The sequence below is a fragment of the Pseudomonas sp. GCM10022186 genome (assembly GCF_042656385.1).
GTDB lineage: Bacteria > Pseudomonadota > Gammaproteobacteria > Pseudomonadales > Pseudomonadaceae > Metapseudomonas.
The window spans coordinates 38,113-52,433 of sequence record NZ_JBHSOU010000076.1 but is presented as its reverse complement, the minus strand read 5'-3'; the positions used below and the strand labels follow the sequence as shown (position 1 = coordinate 52,433).

The window sequence follows — 14,321 nt, the reverse complement described above, 5'->3', positions numbered from 1 at the left end:
CCAAAAACTACGGTACACGGTTTTACTCCTGCGGGATGAACTCCGTCCGCTTCTGGCCCAGGCCGTGTATAAACGCAGCGGGTGATGAGTAGCTGGATGTTGAATGGTTTTAGCCGCGCCCTGAGGCCTGGGGGCGCCTGGCGTGTCGATCCGAGGCATTCAACAGGTTGGGTTCCGCGACGCTGTGCGACGAATTCAGCGGGCCGCCAATGGGGCTTCAGGCCTTCATCGCGGCCATCAGCGCACTATTGCCCAGCAGGTTCAGCACCCGTTTGAAGTTGTAGGCGAGCACATGCAGGCTCATTTCCGTGCTCACCCGGGCGGCCGGCTGGGTCAGTCCGGCCCGCCTAGTGACGCCTGGCTGGCCGGCGCCGGGTTGTCCTGGCGAGTGCCTTGGCGTCTTCGCTCATCATGGCCGGGCTTTCCATCTCGCCCAGTTGCATCCGCGACAGCACCCTCCTCGCGTTAGTGGCACAGTCGATATCTTCCGGCTTCGCCTCGATCTCCGCTATCAGCCCGACCAGTTGTGCCTTGCTCATCGCAAGCCGTGCCTCCAGCGCCTCGATGTCCCGCACCTTGCGGTGCAGCGCTTCGAGCAGGGAGCCGTGCTCCCACTGTGCAAGATCCGGTGGCAGCAGCATACGCAACTCGTCGAGGCTGAAGCCCGCCTTCTGCGCGGTCGTAATCAGGTTGAGCACCAACTCCGCCTCGGGCGGATAGGCCCGATAGCCGTTCGACTGGCGCTGGACCGCCTTCAACAGGCCGATGCTTTCGTAGAAGCGGATGCGCGAAGGAGCAAGGCCGGTGCGCTCCGCCAGTTCTCCGATCTTCATGCTCTGGATGTTCCTCTATCAGATTGAGCCTGACGCCAATCTTAAATCGAGCGACAGGAGCGTGCGCGAATGCTTTGGGGCCCCGGAGGAAAGTGGCAGCGCAACCCGGTATGAAACCAGGTGCAGTGGACGCCCCGGTTCAGGGCTGGAAGAAATCTCCGGGCGTCACTCCGAAGTGCTGACGAAAGGCCGCGATGAAAGCGGAGGTGGAGTCATAACCGTAGGCCAGGGCGACCTCCGTGACTCGCTGCCCCCGCTCCAGCGCCTCCAGCGAGCCATGCAACCGCAGTCGCTGGCGCCAGACGCGGAAGGTCAGCCCGGTTTCACGCAGGAATAGCCGCCGCAGGGTTTTCTCCGACGCGCCCAGCTGCTCGCTCCATTGCAGCAGCGTCCGGGAATCGTCCGGAGCCGCCTGCAGTCCCCGGCACAGGCGCAGCAGCCGCGGATCGCTGGGCAGGGGCAAGGACAGGCTGACCTCGCGGGCGACCAGCAACTGATCCAGCAGAACCTGCGCCAGGCGGCCGTCGGGGCCGGCCTCGTCATACTCGGCCGGAAGTTCGCAAAAGCGCCGGATCAGCTCGCGCGTCAGGGCGTCTATCTCGATCACCCGGCAGCTGCCCAGCTCGCCACCTGCAGCAGCGGAGTCCAGGTACAGGCTGCGCATTTCAGTGTGAGGCGAGCTGAACACCTCATGCTCCGTATGCGCCGGTATCCACACGGCCCGCTGCGGGGGCGCGACGAAACTGCCTTCCCGCGTGTGCACATGGAGCACACCGCGAATGGCGTAGGACAACTGCACCCAATCATGGGTGTGGCGAGGTGTACCCGTCGCATTGGCCAGCGATTCATTGCGGGCGAAGAGTGGCCTGGGGAGCTTCGCCAGTCGCGGGATCTGACGCTCGGACCACCGAGCCTGTCCGTTTTCAGACATTCATTGCCCCTGTCGCGTTAGTCGGCATACCGGAGCAAGGCTAGATTAGGCCGGTCCTCAATGACAACAAGTGGATCCAGCCATGGCCCGCCCGCGCTTGCTACCTGACAACTTCACCCTGACGCTGGTCGCCGTCGTGACCGCCGCCACCTTGCTGCCCGCTCAAGGCCAGGTCGCAGTGGCTTTCGGCTGGATCACCAACATGGCCATCGGACTGCTCTTCTTCCTGCACGGCGCCAAACTGTCCCGCGAGGCCGTGATCGCCGGCGCCAGCCATTGGCGTTTGCACCTGCTGGTCTTCCTCTGCACCTTCGGCCTGTTCCCGCTACTGGGCCTTGCGCTGAAACCCGTGCTGCTGCCCATGGTGGGAACCGAGCTCTACGCGGGCTTCCTCTACCTCTGTACCCTGCCCGCCACCGTACAGTCGGCCATTGCCTTCACCTCACTGGCCCGGGGCAACATCCCGGCGGCGATCTGCAGTGCTGCGGCCTCCAGCCTGCTCGGCATATTCATCACGCCGGTGCTGGTCGCCCTGCTGATGGGGGTGCATGGCGATGGTGGTTCGACGGTCGAGGCCATCCGCAAGATCAGCATCCAGCTGCTGCTGCCCTTCGTCGCCGGCCAGATCGCCCGCCGCTGGATCGGCAACTGGGTGAATCGCAACAAGGGCTGGCTGAAATACGTCGACCAGGGAAGCATCCTGCTGGTGGTTTACAGCGCATTCAGCGCCGCCGTGATCGGTGGACTCTGGCAGCAGGTTCCGCCCCTGAAACTGCTGGGCATCGTGGCCGGCTGCTGCCTGTTGCTGGCCCTGGTGCTCACGGTCGTCAATCTGCTGGGCAAATGGCTGGGGTTCGATCTCGAAGACCGCATCACCATTCTCTTTGCCGGTTCGAAGAAAAGCCTGGCCACCGGCGTTCCCATGGCGCAGGTCCTGTTCGCCGGCAGCAGCATCGGGCTGCTCATTCTCCCGCTGATGCTCTTTCACCAGGTCCAGTTGATGGTGTGTTCCGTCCTGTCCCAGCGCTTTGCGCAGCGCCCGGAAACACCCGCTCTCGCTTCGCTGGCGGAAGCCTCGGCCAGGTCCTGAAGCGACCAGCGACGTAGTGCGCCTCGCTCAACCCCTGGTGCGCACGGCGCACCCTACCGGGTCGGCTCTTCCCCGACCACTAGTCGGAATCCCCGGGACGAGTGTTTCGGCCGAACTAGTCTGAATTTTGGCGCCAGGGATTGCGCTGAAGTCACGAGCCCATGATGGGTTGCCTCGTCTCCTGGCGCTTTACTTGCTGAGGAGACGACAATGAAAAAAAGCCCCCGACGCATGGCGTACTGGAGCTGTACCGTCGCCAGTGTTCTCGCCCTGCCTGCCATAGCCGACACGCCCCCACTGTCACCGCAAATCCCTTTCGATGTCACTGTGGTCCCCCCGGTCAGCCTGCAGAGTTTGCAGCACGATTTCGATGTGCTCTCCTGGCAGACCTTCGTCGCCGTCAACTGGCCCGCCCTGGCCAATGGCAACCCGGATACCGATGCGCAGATCGGCAAGCCGGACGCGCCGACAGTGTGGGAGTCCTGGAAGGAGAGTTATCAGATCTTCCTGCCCAACGGGCAGACGCCGGCTGGCTGGAACCAGCCTTCGCCGCCACCGGCCGCCTGCCAGGGGCTGAAGGGCGAACGCGTGCTGCGACAGGTGGGCAAGGTGCCGGATGTCCTGGACGAATTCATCCAGCCGTTCAAGACGGGCCCGCTGATCGACCAGAGCGGCCAGTACGCGCGCAATGAAATCATGGTGAACGAGGCGATGTTCGACGGCATCGTCGACAACGGCCTGTACAGCGTCGAGGGCCAGCAGAAGTTCTTCGCCAACGCCCAGAACCGGGTGGCCTTCAGCTGCGGTTCGAACCAGACCCAGCAGGTCGGCTCGATCATGGTCAAGGCATCCTGGAAGCTGCTGGACGGCAACGACCGGCAGGACCAGTTCCATACTGCCGATGCGCTGGTCTATACGCCGGGCAACGACGACCCGGACAAGGGGCCGATCATCCCCGAGTCGTGCACCGCGGCCAGGGTCGGGCTGGTCGGCCTGCACATCGTGCACAAGACCGCCGATGCGCCGCAGTGGGTATGGTCGACCTTCGAGCACGTGCGCAACGTTCCGGAGAAGACCACGCCGGTGAATGAACGCAAGGGGCCGTACCTCTTCTACGACCCCCACGCCACTGGCCGACCGGTCAACGAGCCGCCGCCGCGGCCGTGGAATCCATCGGTCGAGACCACGCCGTCGCAGATCGTGCGAGAGATTCCCATCGACGCCGCGACCCAGCAGCTCAACGCGCAGTTCCAGGCCGCGCTGCAAGGCACGGTATGGGCCAACTACCAACTGGTCAGCACCCAGTGGCCGACCAACCCGGCGAACGACTGCCAGGTGCCATCGCCAACCAACCCGCTGGGCACCCCGGCGCCCACCTTCCTCGCCAACACCACGCTGGAAACCTACATCCAGGGCACCACCCCGCAAGCCTCGTCAAGCTGCATGGAGTGCCACAACAACGCCACGACCAAGGTGACGCAATCACCCCGCACCAGTTTCGCGGACTTCACCTACCTGCTCGAACGCGCCCAGTCCACCAGCGTCAAGGAGTGATGCCATGAGCGATCAGAACCTGCAGAACTTCGTCGACTTGTCCTCGGCCCTCACCGGTCTGGCGTCGAGCAAGCTCGCCCCGTCCATCGATCCGATCAATCTCCCGCCGCTGTTCTTCGATACCGCCCAGCAAGGCCTGGGCGCGGCGGTGCTGAGCAGCCTGCTGGAGCAGTACGCCACCCTCAAGGGCGAAGGCAAGACGCCGGATCAGATCGCTGCCGCCGTGTTGGCCGACCCGGCTAGCCAGACCGCCCAGGGCGCCCGATCGATCATGAAACTCTGGCTGCTGGGCATCTGGTACCAGCCGTACGACCAGGGTGCCCAGCACAAGGGGGACCAACAGGTGGTCTCCGACCAGGCCTACAAGGAAAGCTGGGCATGGCGCATCGCCCAGGCGCATCCCATGGGCTACAGCGAATTCCACTTCGGTTACTGGGCCGAGCAACCACCGAGCCTGGAAGACTTTACCGGTGTGCCCGCCAATGGAGGCCCCAGCGTATGAACACTGAACAAGCGGATGTGATAGTGGTCGGCGGTGGCATGTCCGGCAGCGTGATGGCCTATCAGTTGGGCCTGGCCGGCTTGAAGGTGCTGGTGCTGGAGTCCGGCCCGGCGATCCCGCCCAATCGCAGCGAATACCTGGAGCGCTTCTATACCGCGATCCTCAAGGCTCCGGAGGCGCCCTACCCGCCGAGCGAAATGACGCAGGACCCGGCGCAGCAGAATGCGCCGCGCGCCACCATCGCGGACTTGATCAACGGCTGGCAGGACCCGCAGAAGAGCTACCTGGTGCAGAAGGGGCCGCTGTCCTTCAGCAGCACCTACGAGCGTCTCGGCGGCGGCACCATGTGGCACTGGATGGGCACCTCCCTGCGCCTGCTGCCGAACGATTTCCGCATGAAGACAGCTTACGGTGTGGGCGTCGACTGGCCGCTCAGCTATGACGACCTGCAAACTGCCTATTGCCGTGCCGAAGCGGAAATCGGCGTGTCCGCCGATGTCGCCGCGCAGAGCTACCTGGGCGTGACCTTCCCGCCCGGCTACCAGTACCCGATGCATGGGATTCCGCCCTCGCTGGTGGACCAGGGGCTGGCTGCCGCGGTGAACGGCAAGTCGTTCCAGAACCTGCCGCTGCTGGTCAGCCCGACACCGGCCGGGCGCAACTCGCAGAACGACAACGGCCGCCGGGTCTGCGCCGGCAACACCAGCTGCACACCGATCTGTCCGATCCAGGCCAAGTACGATGCCACGGTGACCATGAACAAGGCGCTGGACACCGGCAACGTGCGCATCCTCTATCAGAGCGTGGCCAGCCGCGTGCAAGTGGGCAGCGATGGCCAGGTCAGCGGCATCGAGTTCATCCAGTACGCCACCGGCGACGGTCCGGCGACCGGCACCGGCCTGGCCCAGGGCAAGCGCTATGTGATCGCCGCCCATGCCATCGAAACGCCCAAGTTGCTGCTCAACTCGGTTTCGCCGCAGTGCCCGAAGGGGGTTGCCAACAGCAGCGGCCAGGTCGGCTGCAGCCTGGCCGACCACCCCGTGTACCTGGCCTGGGGGCTGATGCCGGAGGGCAAGCCGCTGTTCCCCTATCGCGGGCCGCTGTCCACTTCGGGGATCGAGAGCCTGCGCGACGGCGCATTTCGCCGGCAACGCGCGGCCTGGCGTATCGAGATCGGCAACGAAGGCTGGAACTGGTCGGAGAACGATCCCTACACCACCGTCTGCGATTACATCGACGGCACCAACAACGGCGGCACCAACCCGCTGCCGTCGCAACAGGGTCAGCCGTCCCAGGCATTGTTCGGTACCGCGCTGGTGCAGAAGCTCAACAGCATCCTCACCCGCCAGTTCCGCATGGGCTTCCTGGTGGAGCAGGTGGAGGAGAACCCCGGGCAGGCGTTGTGCCGGGTGGTGCCGTCGCAGCAGTACAAGGACCATCTCGGCATCCCGCGGCCGGAAATCCATTACGACTTTTCCGACTACACCAAGGAGGGCTTCAAGCAGGCACGCAACGCTGCGACGCAGATCATCACCGAGCTGCTCGGCGCCGAGGAACTGACCAATCTCAACCCATCCATCGAGAACTCGCCGCCCGGTGTCTTCAGCTATCAGGGCGATACCTATGCCTATGAAGGCGCCGGCCACCTGATGGGCACCTACCGCATGGGCGACGATCCGAAGACCTCAGTGGTCGACAAGGACCAGCGCAGTTGGGATCACCGCAACCTGTTCCTGGTCGGTGATGGCGTGTTCCCCAGCACCGGCACCGCCAACCCGACCCTGACCATCACCGCCCTGGCCTTCCAGGCCGCGGACACGGTGGCCAGCGATTTGCTTGCAGTTACCGTGCAGGTGCAGGCCAATCAGGCCTGGCAAGGAACCGGCGTGCAGGTCAACGGGCAGAACTGGCAGCTGGCGGTGTGCCGCAGCGGGCAGTGGACCGCCAACCCGGCCACCGGCATGGTCGGCGGCAACGGTCACGTCGGGCTGATCGCCAAGCCCGGCTACACCCTGCCGGGAGCCAACGAAGGTGCCCTGATCGGCCGTATCGGCAGCAACGGCGCGCCTTTCCTGATCGGCGCCCAGGGGCAGTTGCCACGTGGCCAGAAAGGCGAGCTGCAACTGTGCATCAACGATGACCTGGATGGCCGCTACGGCGTCGGCCTGCGCGACAACCTGGGCAGCCTGAACGTGGAGGTGCGCTTCGGCTCGTTGTAAAACCTGCCTTCGCTCTTGTGGGAGCGGACCTGTCCGCGCTTGTCGCGCGGCCAGGGGCCGCTTCCACCAGAGTCCAAGGGGACAGATTCATTGTCCGCTGCTCTGGCCCCTTAATCCACAGCGGCACGCACTGGTTTGCGGAGGCCGGCGAGCGGGTCGCGCGTGGCGCCAACCGGCCGGTCATCCAGCAGCGCCTTCCACAGCGACACGCACAACCCCACCATCACCGCCAGGAACGGCGCGGCAAAGATGATGGATGCGGTCTGCAGCGCCCCCAGGCCACCCATCACCAGCAGCACCGCGGCCACCGCACTGGTCAACGCGCCCCACAGCGCCACCAGCCAGCACGGCGGCTTCAGGTTGCCGCGGGCACACAGCATGCCCATCACGATGGAGCCCGCGTCGGCCCCCGAAATGAAGAACACGCCCACCAGCACGCAGGCCGCAAACGAGGTCAGCGCCGCGGCCGGATACTGGGCCAGCAGCATGAAAAGCGCCACTGCCGGTCCCTGGTCCTTCACCGCTGCGGCGATGCCGCCAGCGCCTGCCAGCTCCGAGTACAGGGCCGAGCCGCCCATGATCGCGAACCACACCATCGTCACCCCGCTGGGAATGAAGATGACGCCGATGACGAACTCGCGAATGGTACGGCCGCGCGAAATTCGCGCGATGAAGGTGCCCACGAAAGGTGCCCAGGAGATCCACCAGGCCCAGTAGAAGATGGTCCAGCCGGCGAGCCACTTGCCATCACTGAAGGCCGCGGTACGAAACGACATCGGTACCAGCTCGCGGAGGTATTCGCCTATCGATGCGACCAGCGTGTTCATGATGAACACAGTGGGGCCCACTGCCGCGAGGAACAGCAGCAGCAGCACTGCGACCACCATGTTGAGGTTGCTCAGGAACTGCACGCCCTTGCCCACGCCGGATACCGCGGAGAGGATGAAGAGCACCGTCATCACCGCGATGATCGCCAACGCGATGCTGTTCGACTCTCCCGTGTTCCAGAGGTAGTTCAGGCCACTGTTGATCTGCTGCGCACCCAGCCCGAGCGAGGTGGCGGTGCCGAAAAGAGTGGCCAGAATCGCCAGCACGTCGATCGACTTGCCCAGCGGCCCGCGCACGCCCGCCTCGCCGATCAGCGGCGTGAAAGCGCTGGAGATCAGGTTCGGCAGCCCCTTGCGGAACGAGAAGTAGGCAATCACCAGACCGACGATGGCGTAGATCGCCCAGGGATGGAATGCCCAATGAAAGTAGGCGTACCCCATTGCCTGCCTGGCCGCTTCCCTGGAGTGCGACTGCCCCGGTTCTTGCGATAGGGTCGAATAGTGCGTGATCGGCTCGGCCACACCCCAGAACATCAGCCCGATGCCCATGCCGACGCTGAACATCATCGCGATCCACGATGAAGTGCTGAACTCGGGTTGCTCCTCGTCCTTGCCCAGCTTGATTCGGCCGAAGCGGCTGAAAGCCAGGAACAGCGCGAAGCCCAGAAAGAACGCGGTGGAGAGGACGAAGCTCCAACCGAACCAGTCGATGATGGTGTCCAGCAGCGTTTGCGCCGCCGTTGACATGGCCTTGGGGAAGAGTGCGCCCCAGAAAACCAACGAGGCTGAAATCGCGACAGCCCCCCAGAAAACGACCTTGTCGACAGGTGATACAGGTGTCTTTTGCATAGGCCTCCTCAAGCTTTGAATGCCTTTCTTCTTGTTAGGTGTGGAACCTGCCGAAGCGGGCGATAGTCATTTGCCCGCAATGGTCGCGCGCCAGGTGAGCTGCGACTTGCGCATGAACGATACCCGCAGATCAAAATGCGACAGGGTCTCTGCCTGAGCCTCTTCTTCTCGCACGGCAGTACCAGCAACACCGTGCCAATGGACGCCCGAAGTGCGCGAGCGAAACAGGGACGGAATTACTTGGGCTTGATAAACCATCCTACGGGCTATACGGCAGTCGGTAGCCCGGATGCGATCCGGGGAAAATCCAACCGCCTACGACTCAAGTCGTCTGGCTAGTCCGTAGGATGGGTGGAGCGGAGCGATACCCATGCGGACACTGAGGGGTATCGCAAGCTCGAGGAACGCCGCCCGACCCATCCTGCGGGAGCTATGCGGCAGTCAGTAGCCCGGATGACATCCGGGGAAAATCCAACCGCCGCTCCCGGATTTCATCCGGGCTACGATTTGGCCGCCTGCTCCGAGACGTCCCCTTATAGAGGGCAAAAGCAAGTCCCGGCGCAGTCACCTGAATGTCGACTCGACCCAAGTGTCATGCGCCCTCGCCGCCTCAATCTTTCTCTGGCATTGCCGAAGAGTGATGGCTGGTAATCAGCCACTGCTGCCCGTCCCACTTGTAGGTGTACGTATAGCGAGCTTTTACCTGGGTACCACTGGTACCAAAGGTGAACGTATAGAGGCCGGCGTCAACCGCGGAATTGCAGCCGATCTCTATCATTCTCGAGTCGATCCTGCCCACCGGTTTGTTTTCCAGGAAGTGATGGAAGTAGTCCTCCTTTTCGGCTGGGGTCAGTCGCGGTTTGTTCGAGACCGTGGGAAGAAGGACGGAGCGCTCGGCATAGTTGGCGACGACCTTGTGCGGGTCGCCGGTCTGCAGTGAGCTATTCCATCGGTCGAACAAGGACGAGATTTCTTGCTCACTGGTTGCCTTGCAGACTTCCGTGTGTGCGGTACCGGGCTCGAGCTTCAATGAGTCTGAAGTGCAACCTGGGAGAATGATGGCAAAGGCCACTGACAGGACAGTTAGGTTTTTCATTGGTGGTCTTCTTGGTGGGCGAATAGCGGTGGGGAATTACTGCTGGTTTTGCGGCAGGGTCCGTGGAGAAGTACGACACGACCAGCAAGCCCGGGCGGCGAAGACAGTATAGGTGCCAAATCAGCACAGGCGGCTGGCTAGGACTGACTCAGGCCATGGTCCGCGCAGCGCGCGCTTTCGCGTAGCGCGAGAGCCCGATCTTGATGCCGACCAGCACGGGAGCGGCGATCACGAAAAGCAGTGCGACTGCGGCGAACGCCGTGTCGAAGGCAATCACGGTGGACTGGCCTGTCACAGCCCTGCCCAGGAGGCCCGTCGCCGCCTGGCTTGCGGCCGATGCATCCATCCCTTTCGCCGTCAGCATGATTGTCGTGGTCGTCAGCCTCTCGATGACCGCATGCCCCCCTGCGGTGACGCTAGTGCCGAGGACCACGACATTGTTGGCGAGGTCGTGGTCGATCAATGTCTGAAGTGCCGCGACCCCCATGAGGCCACCCAGCTGGCGGCCCGTATTGAAGAGGCCTATTCCGCAGGCGAGGTTTCGGCGGTTGAGGTTGCTGAAGGCGATCAGCGTGATCGACAGGAACAGGAAGCCAAGGCCCAGGCCGCGCAACAGGATGGCCGCCATCATGTCGTCCGTGCCGCTTTCGCTGGTCGAACCGGACAGCATCCACATCGCAACCATGATCATCAGAATTCCAAAGGGCACTGTGGCGACTGGAGGAACGCGACGGACCTGCATGAGAAAAGCCGCAATGAGGAGCGCGCCGATGAACAGCGCGCCACTGGGCAACAGGAGCAGGCCGGCATCGGTAGGCGTGAATGCGAGGACGGACAGGGCAAACGTCGGAATCAGGAAGGCGCTGCCGAACAACGCGGCGCCGGCGACAAAACTGACGATAAAGGCGAAGGAAAAATCGGCCGACTCGAACAGGGTGAAGTCGAGCAGACCTCGGCCCTTGGTCCACAGCTGTTGGCCGAGAAATGCCAGCAAGCTGGCTGCGCCGATCACGGTCAGCCACAGGATGCGAGGTTCCTCGAACCAGTCCCATCGATGGCCCTGGCTGAGGACGTAGGCAAAACAGAAAAGGGCCGCCGCGAGCAGTGCGAAGCCGATCCAGTCGAACCGACGGTGCCAGGTCCTGGCGGGCATCGGAACGTCTGCGACCAGCATGAGTCCGGTGGCCGCCAGGGCCATCGGAACAACGCTGAAGAAGATCCCTGTCCAGGACTGGCTATCGATCAACCACCCCTGAAGGGCCGGGGCGATGGTCGCGGGCGCGACAACGGCCCCCATGGCGAACAGCGCTTGAAGAATTGGCTGATGGGCGCGCTGATAGGCGAGAAAAATGATCGTCTGGCCCGCGACCAGCAGGGTGCCGCCGGCGAAACCCTGAATGACTCGAAGAACGACCAGCAGGTCCAACCGAGCCGTGATGGCGGCAATACCGCACGCCAGGCCCATGACCAGGGTTGAGCCGATGATCACATTGCGCGGCTGGAAACGCTTCGTCAGCCAAGGGACGGTCATGAACCCGATGAGCTTGAAAGCGGTGTAGCCGATATCCAGCCAGGCGAACTCATCAGGCGTTGCATAGGTGTCGCCGATGATGTCGCTGCGTCCGAACGCCAGAACGGTACTGACGATCGCCTCCGTCAGCGTGGCGAGCACTACACCCACCAGAAGCAGAACCCCGCCCGTAGAGCTGACCCTGCCCGGCAGGAAGATGGCCGCCGTAGTCATGATCCGCCCCCCTCTTGAACCTCGACGCGCGCGGACAGGCCCGGAACGATCCGCCCCGGCAACGGATTGCTGGCGAAGCGGATCTTTACCGGAACGCGCTGGACGACACGGACGAAGTTCCCGGTTGCGTTATCCGTGGGGAGCAGGCTGAACGCCGACCCGCTACCCGGCGCAAAGCTGTCGACCACGCCTTCGAGTGTCCCGTCCGGGTAACCATCGATGGTGATGCGGACGCTCTGGCCGGGGCGGATATGTTCGAGCTGGGTTTCCTTGAAGTTCGCCACGACCCACACATCATTGACCGGAACGATATCGAGCAAGGCAACGCCCGGCGCAACGAACCGGCCGACGCGGACCTGGCGGTTGCCGATGACGCCACCAACAGGTGCGCGTACCACGGTGCTCTCGAGATCGATCCGGGCGAGATCGCGCGCGGCCTGGGCCTGCGACACCGCGGCAACGGCAGCTTCTCGCTGGGCCACAAGGACGGCGATGCGTTGCTGTTGCGCCTCTACCGTTGCCGAAGCGGCCGATACCGTCGCCTCGGCTCTCGATCGTGCCGCGTCGCTTTCATCGACGAGGGCCTGGCTGACCGCATTGCTGCGGATGAGTTTGCGACTGCGATCGTGGGTCTTGGTCGCCAGATTCATCGCGGCCAGGGCCGAACGTCGCTGGGCCTCGGCCTGTCGGATCAGGGAGTGCTGAAGCTGGGTCTCCGCATCGACATTGGTCAGGCGGGCCTGGGCCGCCTCGACATTGGCCACGGCTTGCGCCAGCCGTGCGCGGTAGTCCCGGTCGTCGATCCGAAACAGGACGTCACCCGCCTGGACGGTCTGGTTGTCCGCCACCTCTACCCTGGTGACATAGCCGGAAACCTTAGCCGCGAGCGAGGTGACGTCCCCGCGCACATAAGCGTTGTCGGTCGACGTTTGGCCGCTCGAAAGCGCCATGGCCAATCCGGCAGCCACGACCGCCGCGGCGCCTGCGCACAGCAGCAAGCCAATCATCTTTCTCTTGCTTTGCCGCACCACTGATACAGCGATCCTGGAGCTTGCGCCGGTGGCGCTGGCGACCTTGTCCTCACGCGCGTTCATTTTCTCATTACCTGTTGAATGCCGATGACCTCCAGCAGCCCCAGGCGGAAGGATCCTGGGGCTGCCGAGCATCGATCAGCGCGTTGATCGGTCATTTTTTTGCAGGTGTGACGAGCTCCTTCTCGCTGCTGTCGAGGACGAACACGGCCAGCAGGCGTGCGGGCTCCGTGTCGCTGGCGTTCGCGCTTACGCCGTGAAAGGAGCCGGGCTCTTCGACAAAGTTTTCGCCGACCTTGTAGACCTTCTCCGGCGCGTCGTTGACCTTGCTGCGGACCGCGCCCTCAAGGACCGTTGCATAGATGAAGGCCGACTTCGGATGGGTGTGGGACGGTGACGCGCCGCCCGGCACGTACTCGACGAGCACGCCCCTCATGCTCTTGCCAGGGACGTTCGGAATGGGGCGATCAAATACCACTGTCACCTTGCCCGGGGGCCGGTCGCCGGCCGACGCTGCGGTGATCGAAAGCGCTGCAAAGGCAGCGGCCAGGAAGACTCTTGTGAACATGACAATTCTCCTACGCGTGCATGTGTCGTGAAGGCGCGACCTGTACCGGCTCGATGCCTTCCTGATTTGTCCCCAGGGCGCGATTTGCCCTTGTGAGCCTCAGCGCTCCGCCTGGGCAACGGACTGACCGAGCCAGTCCTCGAAACGGATCGCACCGAGGCGCGGGTTCTTGCCCGGGGTCAGCGATTGATCGTCAAGAAGGGCGCCGAAGTAGCGGGCATGTACGTCCGGCACGACCTTGCGCGCGTCCTGCGTGCCCTGCAGGAAGCGCCGGATCAGTTCGTCGATGGGCATGGCCTCGGGGCCGGCGACTTCGAGCGTGCCATTGACCGGCGCTTCGAGGGCGACGTCGGCAAGGATTGCCGCTACGTCGTCGGACGCTATCGGCTGGATCAGCGCCGGTGACACATGCAGCTCCGTGCCGACGGCGAAGGATTGGGCAATGCCGCCGACGAATTCGAAGAACTGCGTGGCACGCAGGATGGTGTAAGGGATGCCGGAGGCCTTGATGAGGTTTTCCTGCGCAACCTTGGCCCGGAAGTAGCCGCTGTCGGGAAGACGTTCAGTACCGACGATCGAGAGTGCGACGTGATGGCGGACGCCAGCGGCGGCTTCGGCCGCCAGCAGGTTGCGGGTGGAGGTTTCAAAGAAGTCGAGAACGGCCTGGTCCTCCCACACCGGTGCGTTGGCCACGTCGACGACGATTTCCGTACCATCCATCGCCTGGGCCAGGCCCTCGCGAGTGATGCTGTTCACCCCCGTGCTGGGGGCGGCCGCAAGCACGTCATGGCCGCGCTCGCGGAGGTTCTGCACAAGTTTCGAGCCGATGAGGCCGGTGCCTCCGATGACGACGATCTTCATGGTTTCTCTCCGCTTCTACCGACGGCAACCATTGCTGTCGGTGTAGATGGAGAGTGCGCTCGCGCTCCAGGGAAGTCCTTGTGCCGGCCTTGAGTTTCCCTTCGGCCAAGCCTGGTTTTTCGTCCAAGCAAGCGGTTCGACTGGCAGGTGCGGCCAGGTAAGCGCTGCCGTATCATCGCTATCGGATACTGATCGACAGTCGCCTCGGACACGGAG

Annotated in this window: 12 protein-coding genes and 1 pseudogene; 4 read left to right on the top strand and 9 right to left on the bottom strand. The window is 63.6% G+C overall.

The window, feature by feature from the left end:
- Positions 1–217 precede the first annotated feature (217 nt).
- The 3 genes and pseudogenes from ACFPU0_RS28075 to ACFPU0_RS28065 all read right to left on the bottom strand — a co-directional run.
- Positions 218–337, bottom strand: a pseudogene (locus ACFPU0_RS28075) (hypothetical protein); the annotation flags it as partial.
- 10 nt (positions 338–347) lie between these two features.
- The gene (locus ACFPU0_RS28070; RefSeq protein WP_377696573.1) at positions 348–833 is read right to left on the bottom strand and encodes a MerR family transcriptional regulator; all 486 of its coding nucleotides are present in this window, start codon (positions 831–833) and stop codon (positions 348–350) included.
- A 139-nt stretch (positions 834–972) separates the two neighbouring features.
- A complete protein-coding gene (locus ACFPU0_RS28065) occupies positions 973–1,764 on the bottom strand; it encodes an AraC family transcriptional regulator (protein WP_377696572.1) in 792 nt (263 codons plus the stop codon).
- Positions 1,765–1,846: 82 nt separating this feature from the next.
- Here ACFPU0_RS28065 and ACFPU0_RS28060 point away from each other — a divergent pair, with 82 nt between their 5' ends.
- The 4 genes from ACFPU0_RS28060 (at position 1,847) to ACFPU0_RS28045 (ending at position 7,129) form a co-directional block, all read left to right on the top strand.
- Positions 1,847–2,854 carry a bile acid:sodium symporter family protein gene (locus ACFPU0_RS28060; protein WP_377696571.1) on the top strand — a complete coding sequence of 336 codons (1,008 nt, stop codon included), beginning with the start codon at positions 1,847–1,849 and terminating at the stop codon, positions 2,852–2,854.
- Between the two features lie 231 nt (positions 2,855–3,085).
- Positions 3,086–4,408 carry a cytochrome C gene (locus tag ACFPU0_RS28055; protein WP_377696655.1) on the top strand — a complete coding sequence of 441 codons (1,323 nt, stop codon included), beginning with the start codon at positions 3,086–3,088 and terminating at the stop codon, positions 4,406–4,408.
- 4 nt (positions 4,409–4,412) lie between these two features.
- Positions 4,413–4,910 (top strand): sorbitol dehydrogenase, encoded by a 498-nt coding sequence (locus tag ACFPU0_RS28050; RefSeq protein WP_377696570.1) that lies wholly within the window; start codon positions 4,413–4,415, stop codon positions 4,908–4,910.
- The gene (locus ACFPU0_RS28045) at positions 4,907–7,129 is read left to right on the top strand and encodes a GMC family oxidoreductase (protein ID WP_377696569.1); all 2,223 of its coding nucleotides are present in this window, start codon (positions 4,907–4,909) and stop codon (positions 7,127–7,129) included. Before ACFPU0_RS28050 ends, ACFPU0_RS28045 begins: the two co-directional genes overlap by 4 nt.
- Positions 7,130–7,239: 110 nt before the next feature.
- On the opposite strand, the gene ACFPU0_RS28040 is transcribed toward ACFPU0_RS28045, so the two are convergent.
- The 6 genes from ACFPU0_RS28040 to ACFPU0_RS28015 all read right to left on the bottom strand — a co-directional run bounded on the left by ACFPU0_RS28040 (position 7,240) and on the right by ACFPU0_RS28015 (position 14,105).
- Positions 7,240–8,805 (bottom strand): BCCT family transporter, encoded by a 1,566-nt coding sequence (locus tag ACFPU0_RS28040; protein ID WP_377696568.1) that lies wholly within the window; start codon positions 8,803–8,805, stop codon positions 7,240–7,242.
- A 610-nt stretch (positions 8,806–9,415) separates the two neighbouring features.
- Positions 9,416–9,901 carry a DUF4440 domain-containing protein gene (locus tag ACFPU0_RS28035; RefSeq protein WP_377696567.1) on the bottom strand — a complete coding sequence of 162 codons (486 nt, stop codon included), beginning with the start codon at positions 9,899–9,901 and terminating at the stop codon, positions 9,416–9,418.
- 148 nt (positions 9,902–10,049) lie between these two features.
- A complete protein-coding gene (locus ACFPU0_RS28030; RefSeq protein ID WP_377696566.1) occupies positions 10,050–11,645 on the bottom strand; it encodes an MFS transporter in 1,596 nt (531 codons plus the stop codon).
- A complete protein-coding gene (locus tag ACFPU0_RS28025; RefSeq protein ID WP_377696565.1) occupies positions 11,642–12,739 on the bottom strand; it encodes an HlyD family secretion protein in 1,098 nt (365 codons plus the stop codon). Before ACFPU0_RS28025 ends, ACFPU0_RS28030 begins: the two co-directional genes overlap by 4 nt.
- A 91-nt stretch (positions 12,740–12,830) precedes the next feature.
- Positions 12,831–13,244 carry a cupin domain-containing protein gene (locus ACFPU0_RS28020; RefSeq protein WP_377696564.1) on the bottom strand — a complete coding sequence of 138 codons (414 nt, stop codon included), beginning with the start codon at positions 13,242–13,244 and terminating at the stop codon, positions 12,831–12,833.
- 99 nt (positions 13,245–13,343) lie between these two features.
- Positions 13,344–14,105 (bottom strand): SDR family oxidoreductase, encoded by a 762-nt coding sequence (locus ACFPU0_RS28015; protein WP_377696563.1) that lies wholly within the window; start codon positions 14,103–14,105, stop codon positions 13,344–13,346.
- Positions 14,106–14,321 lie beyond the last annotated feature (216 nt).

Coding starts and splice junctions, on each gene's coding strand:
- ACFPU0_RS28070 (WP_377696573.1), bottom strand. CDS start 833: ATGAAGATCGGAGAACTGGCGGAGCGCACCGGCCTTGCTCCTTCGCGC.
- ACFPU0_RS28065 (WP_377696572.1), bottom strand. CDS start 1,764: ATGTCTGAAAACGGACAGGCTCGGTGGTCCGAGCGTCAGATCCCGCGA.
- ACFPU0_RS28060 (WP_377696571.1), top strand. CDS start 1,847: ATGGCCCGCCCGCGCTTGCTACCTGACAACTTCACCCTGACGCTGGTC.
- ACFPU0_RS28055 (WP_377696655.1), top strand. CDS start 3,086: ATGGCGTACTGGAGCTGTACCGTCGCCAGTGTTCTCGCCCTGCCTGCC.
- ACFPU0_RS28050 (WP_377696570.1), top strand. CDS start 4,413: ATGAGCGATCAGAACCTGCAGAACTTCGTCGACTTGTCCTCGGCCCTC.
- ACFPU0_RS28045 (WP_377696569.1), top strand. CDS start 4,907: ATGAACACTGAACAAGCGGATGTGATAGTGGTCGGCGGTGGCATGTCC.
- ACFPU0_RS28040 (WP_377696568.1), bottom strand. CDS start 8,805: ATGCAAAAGACACCTGTATCACCTGTCGACAAGGTCGTTTTCTGGGGG.
- ACFPU0_RS28035 (WP_377696567.1), bottom strand. CDS start 9,901: ATGAAAAACCTAACTGTCCTGTCAGTGGCCTTTGCCATCATTCTCCCA.
- ACFPU0_RS28030 (WP_377696566.1), bottom strand. CDS start 11,645: ATGACTACGGCGGCCATCTTCCTGCCGGGCAGGGTCAGCTCTACGGGC.
- ACFPU0_RS28025 (WP_377696565.1), bottom strand. CDS start 12,739: ATGAACGCGCGTGAGGACAAGGTCGCCAGCGCCACCGGCGCAAGCTCC.
- ACFPU0_RS28020 (WP_377696564.1), bottom strand. CDS start 13,244: ATGTTCACAAGAGTCTTCCTGGCCGCTGCCTTTGCAGCGCTTTCGATC.
- ACFPU0_RS28015 (WP_377696563.1), bottom strand. CDS start 14,105: ATGAAGATCGTCGTCATCGGAGGCACCGGCCTCATCGGCTCGAAACTT.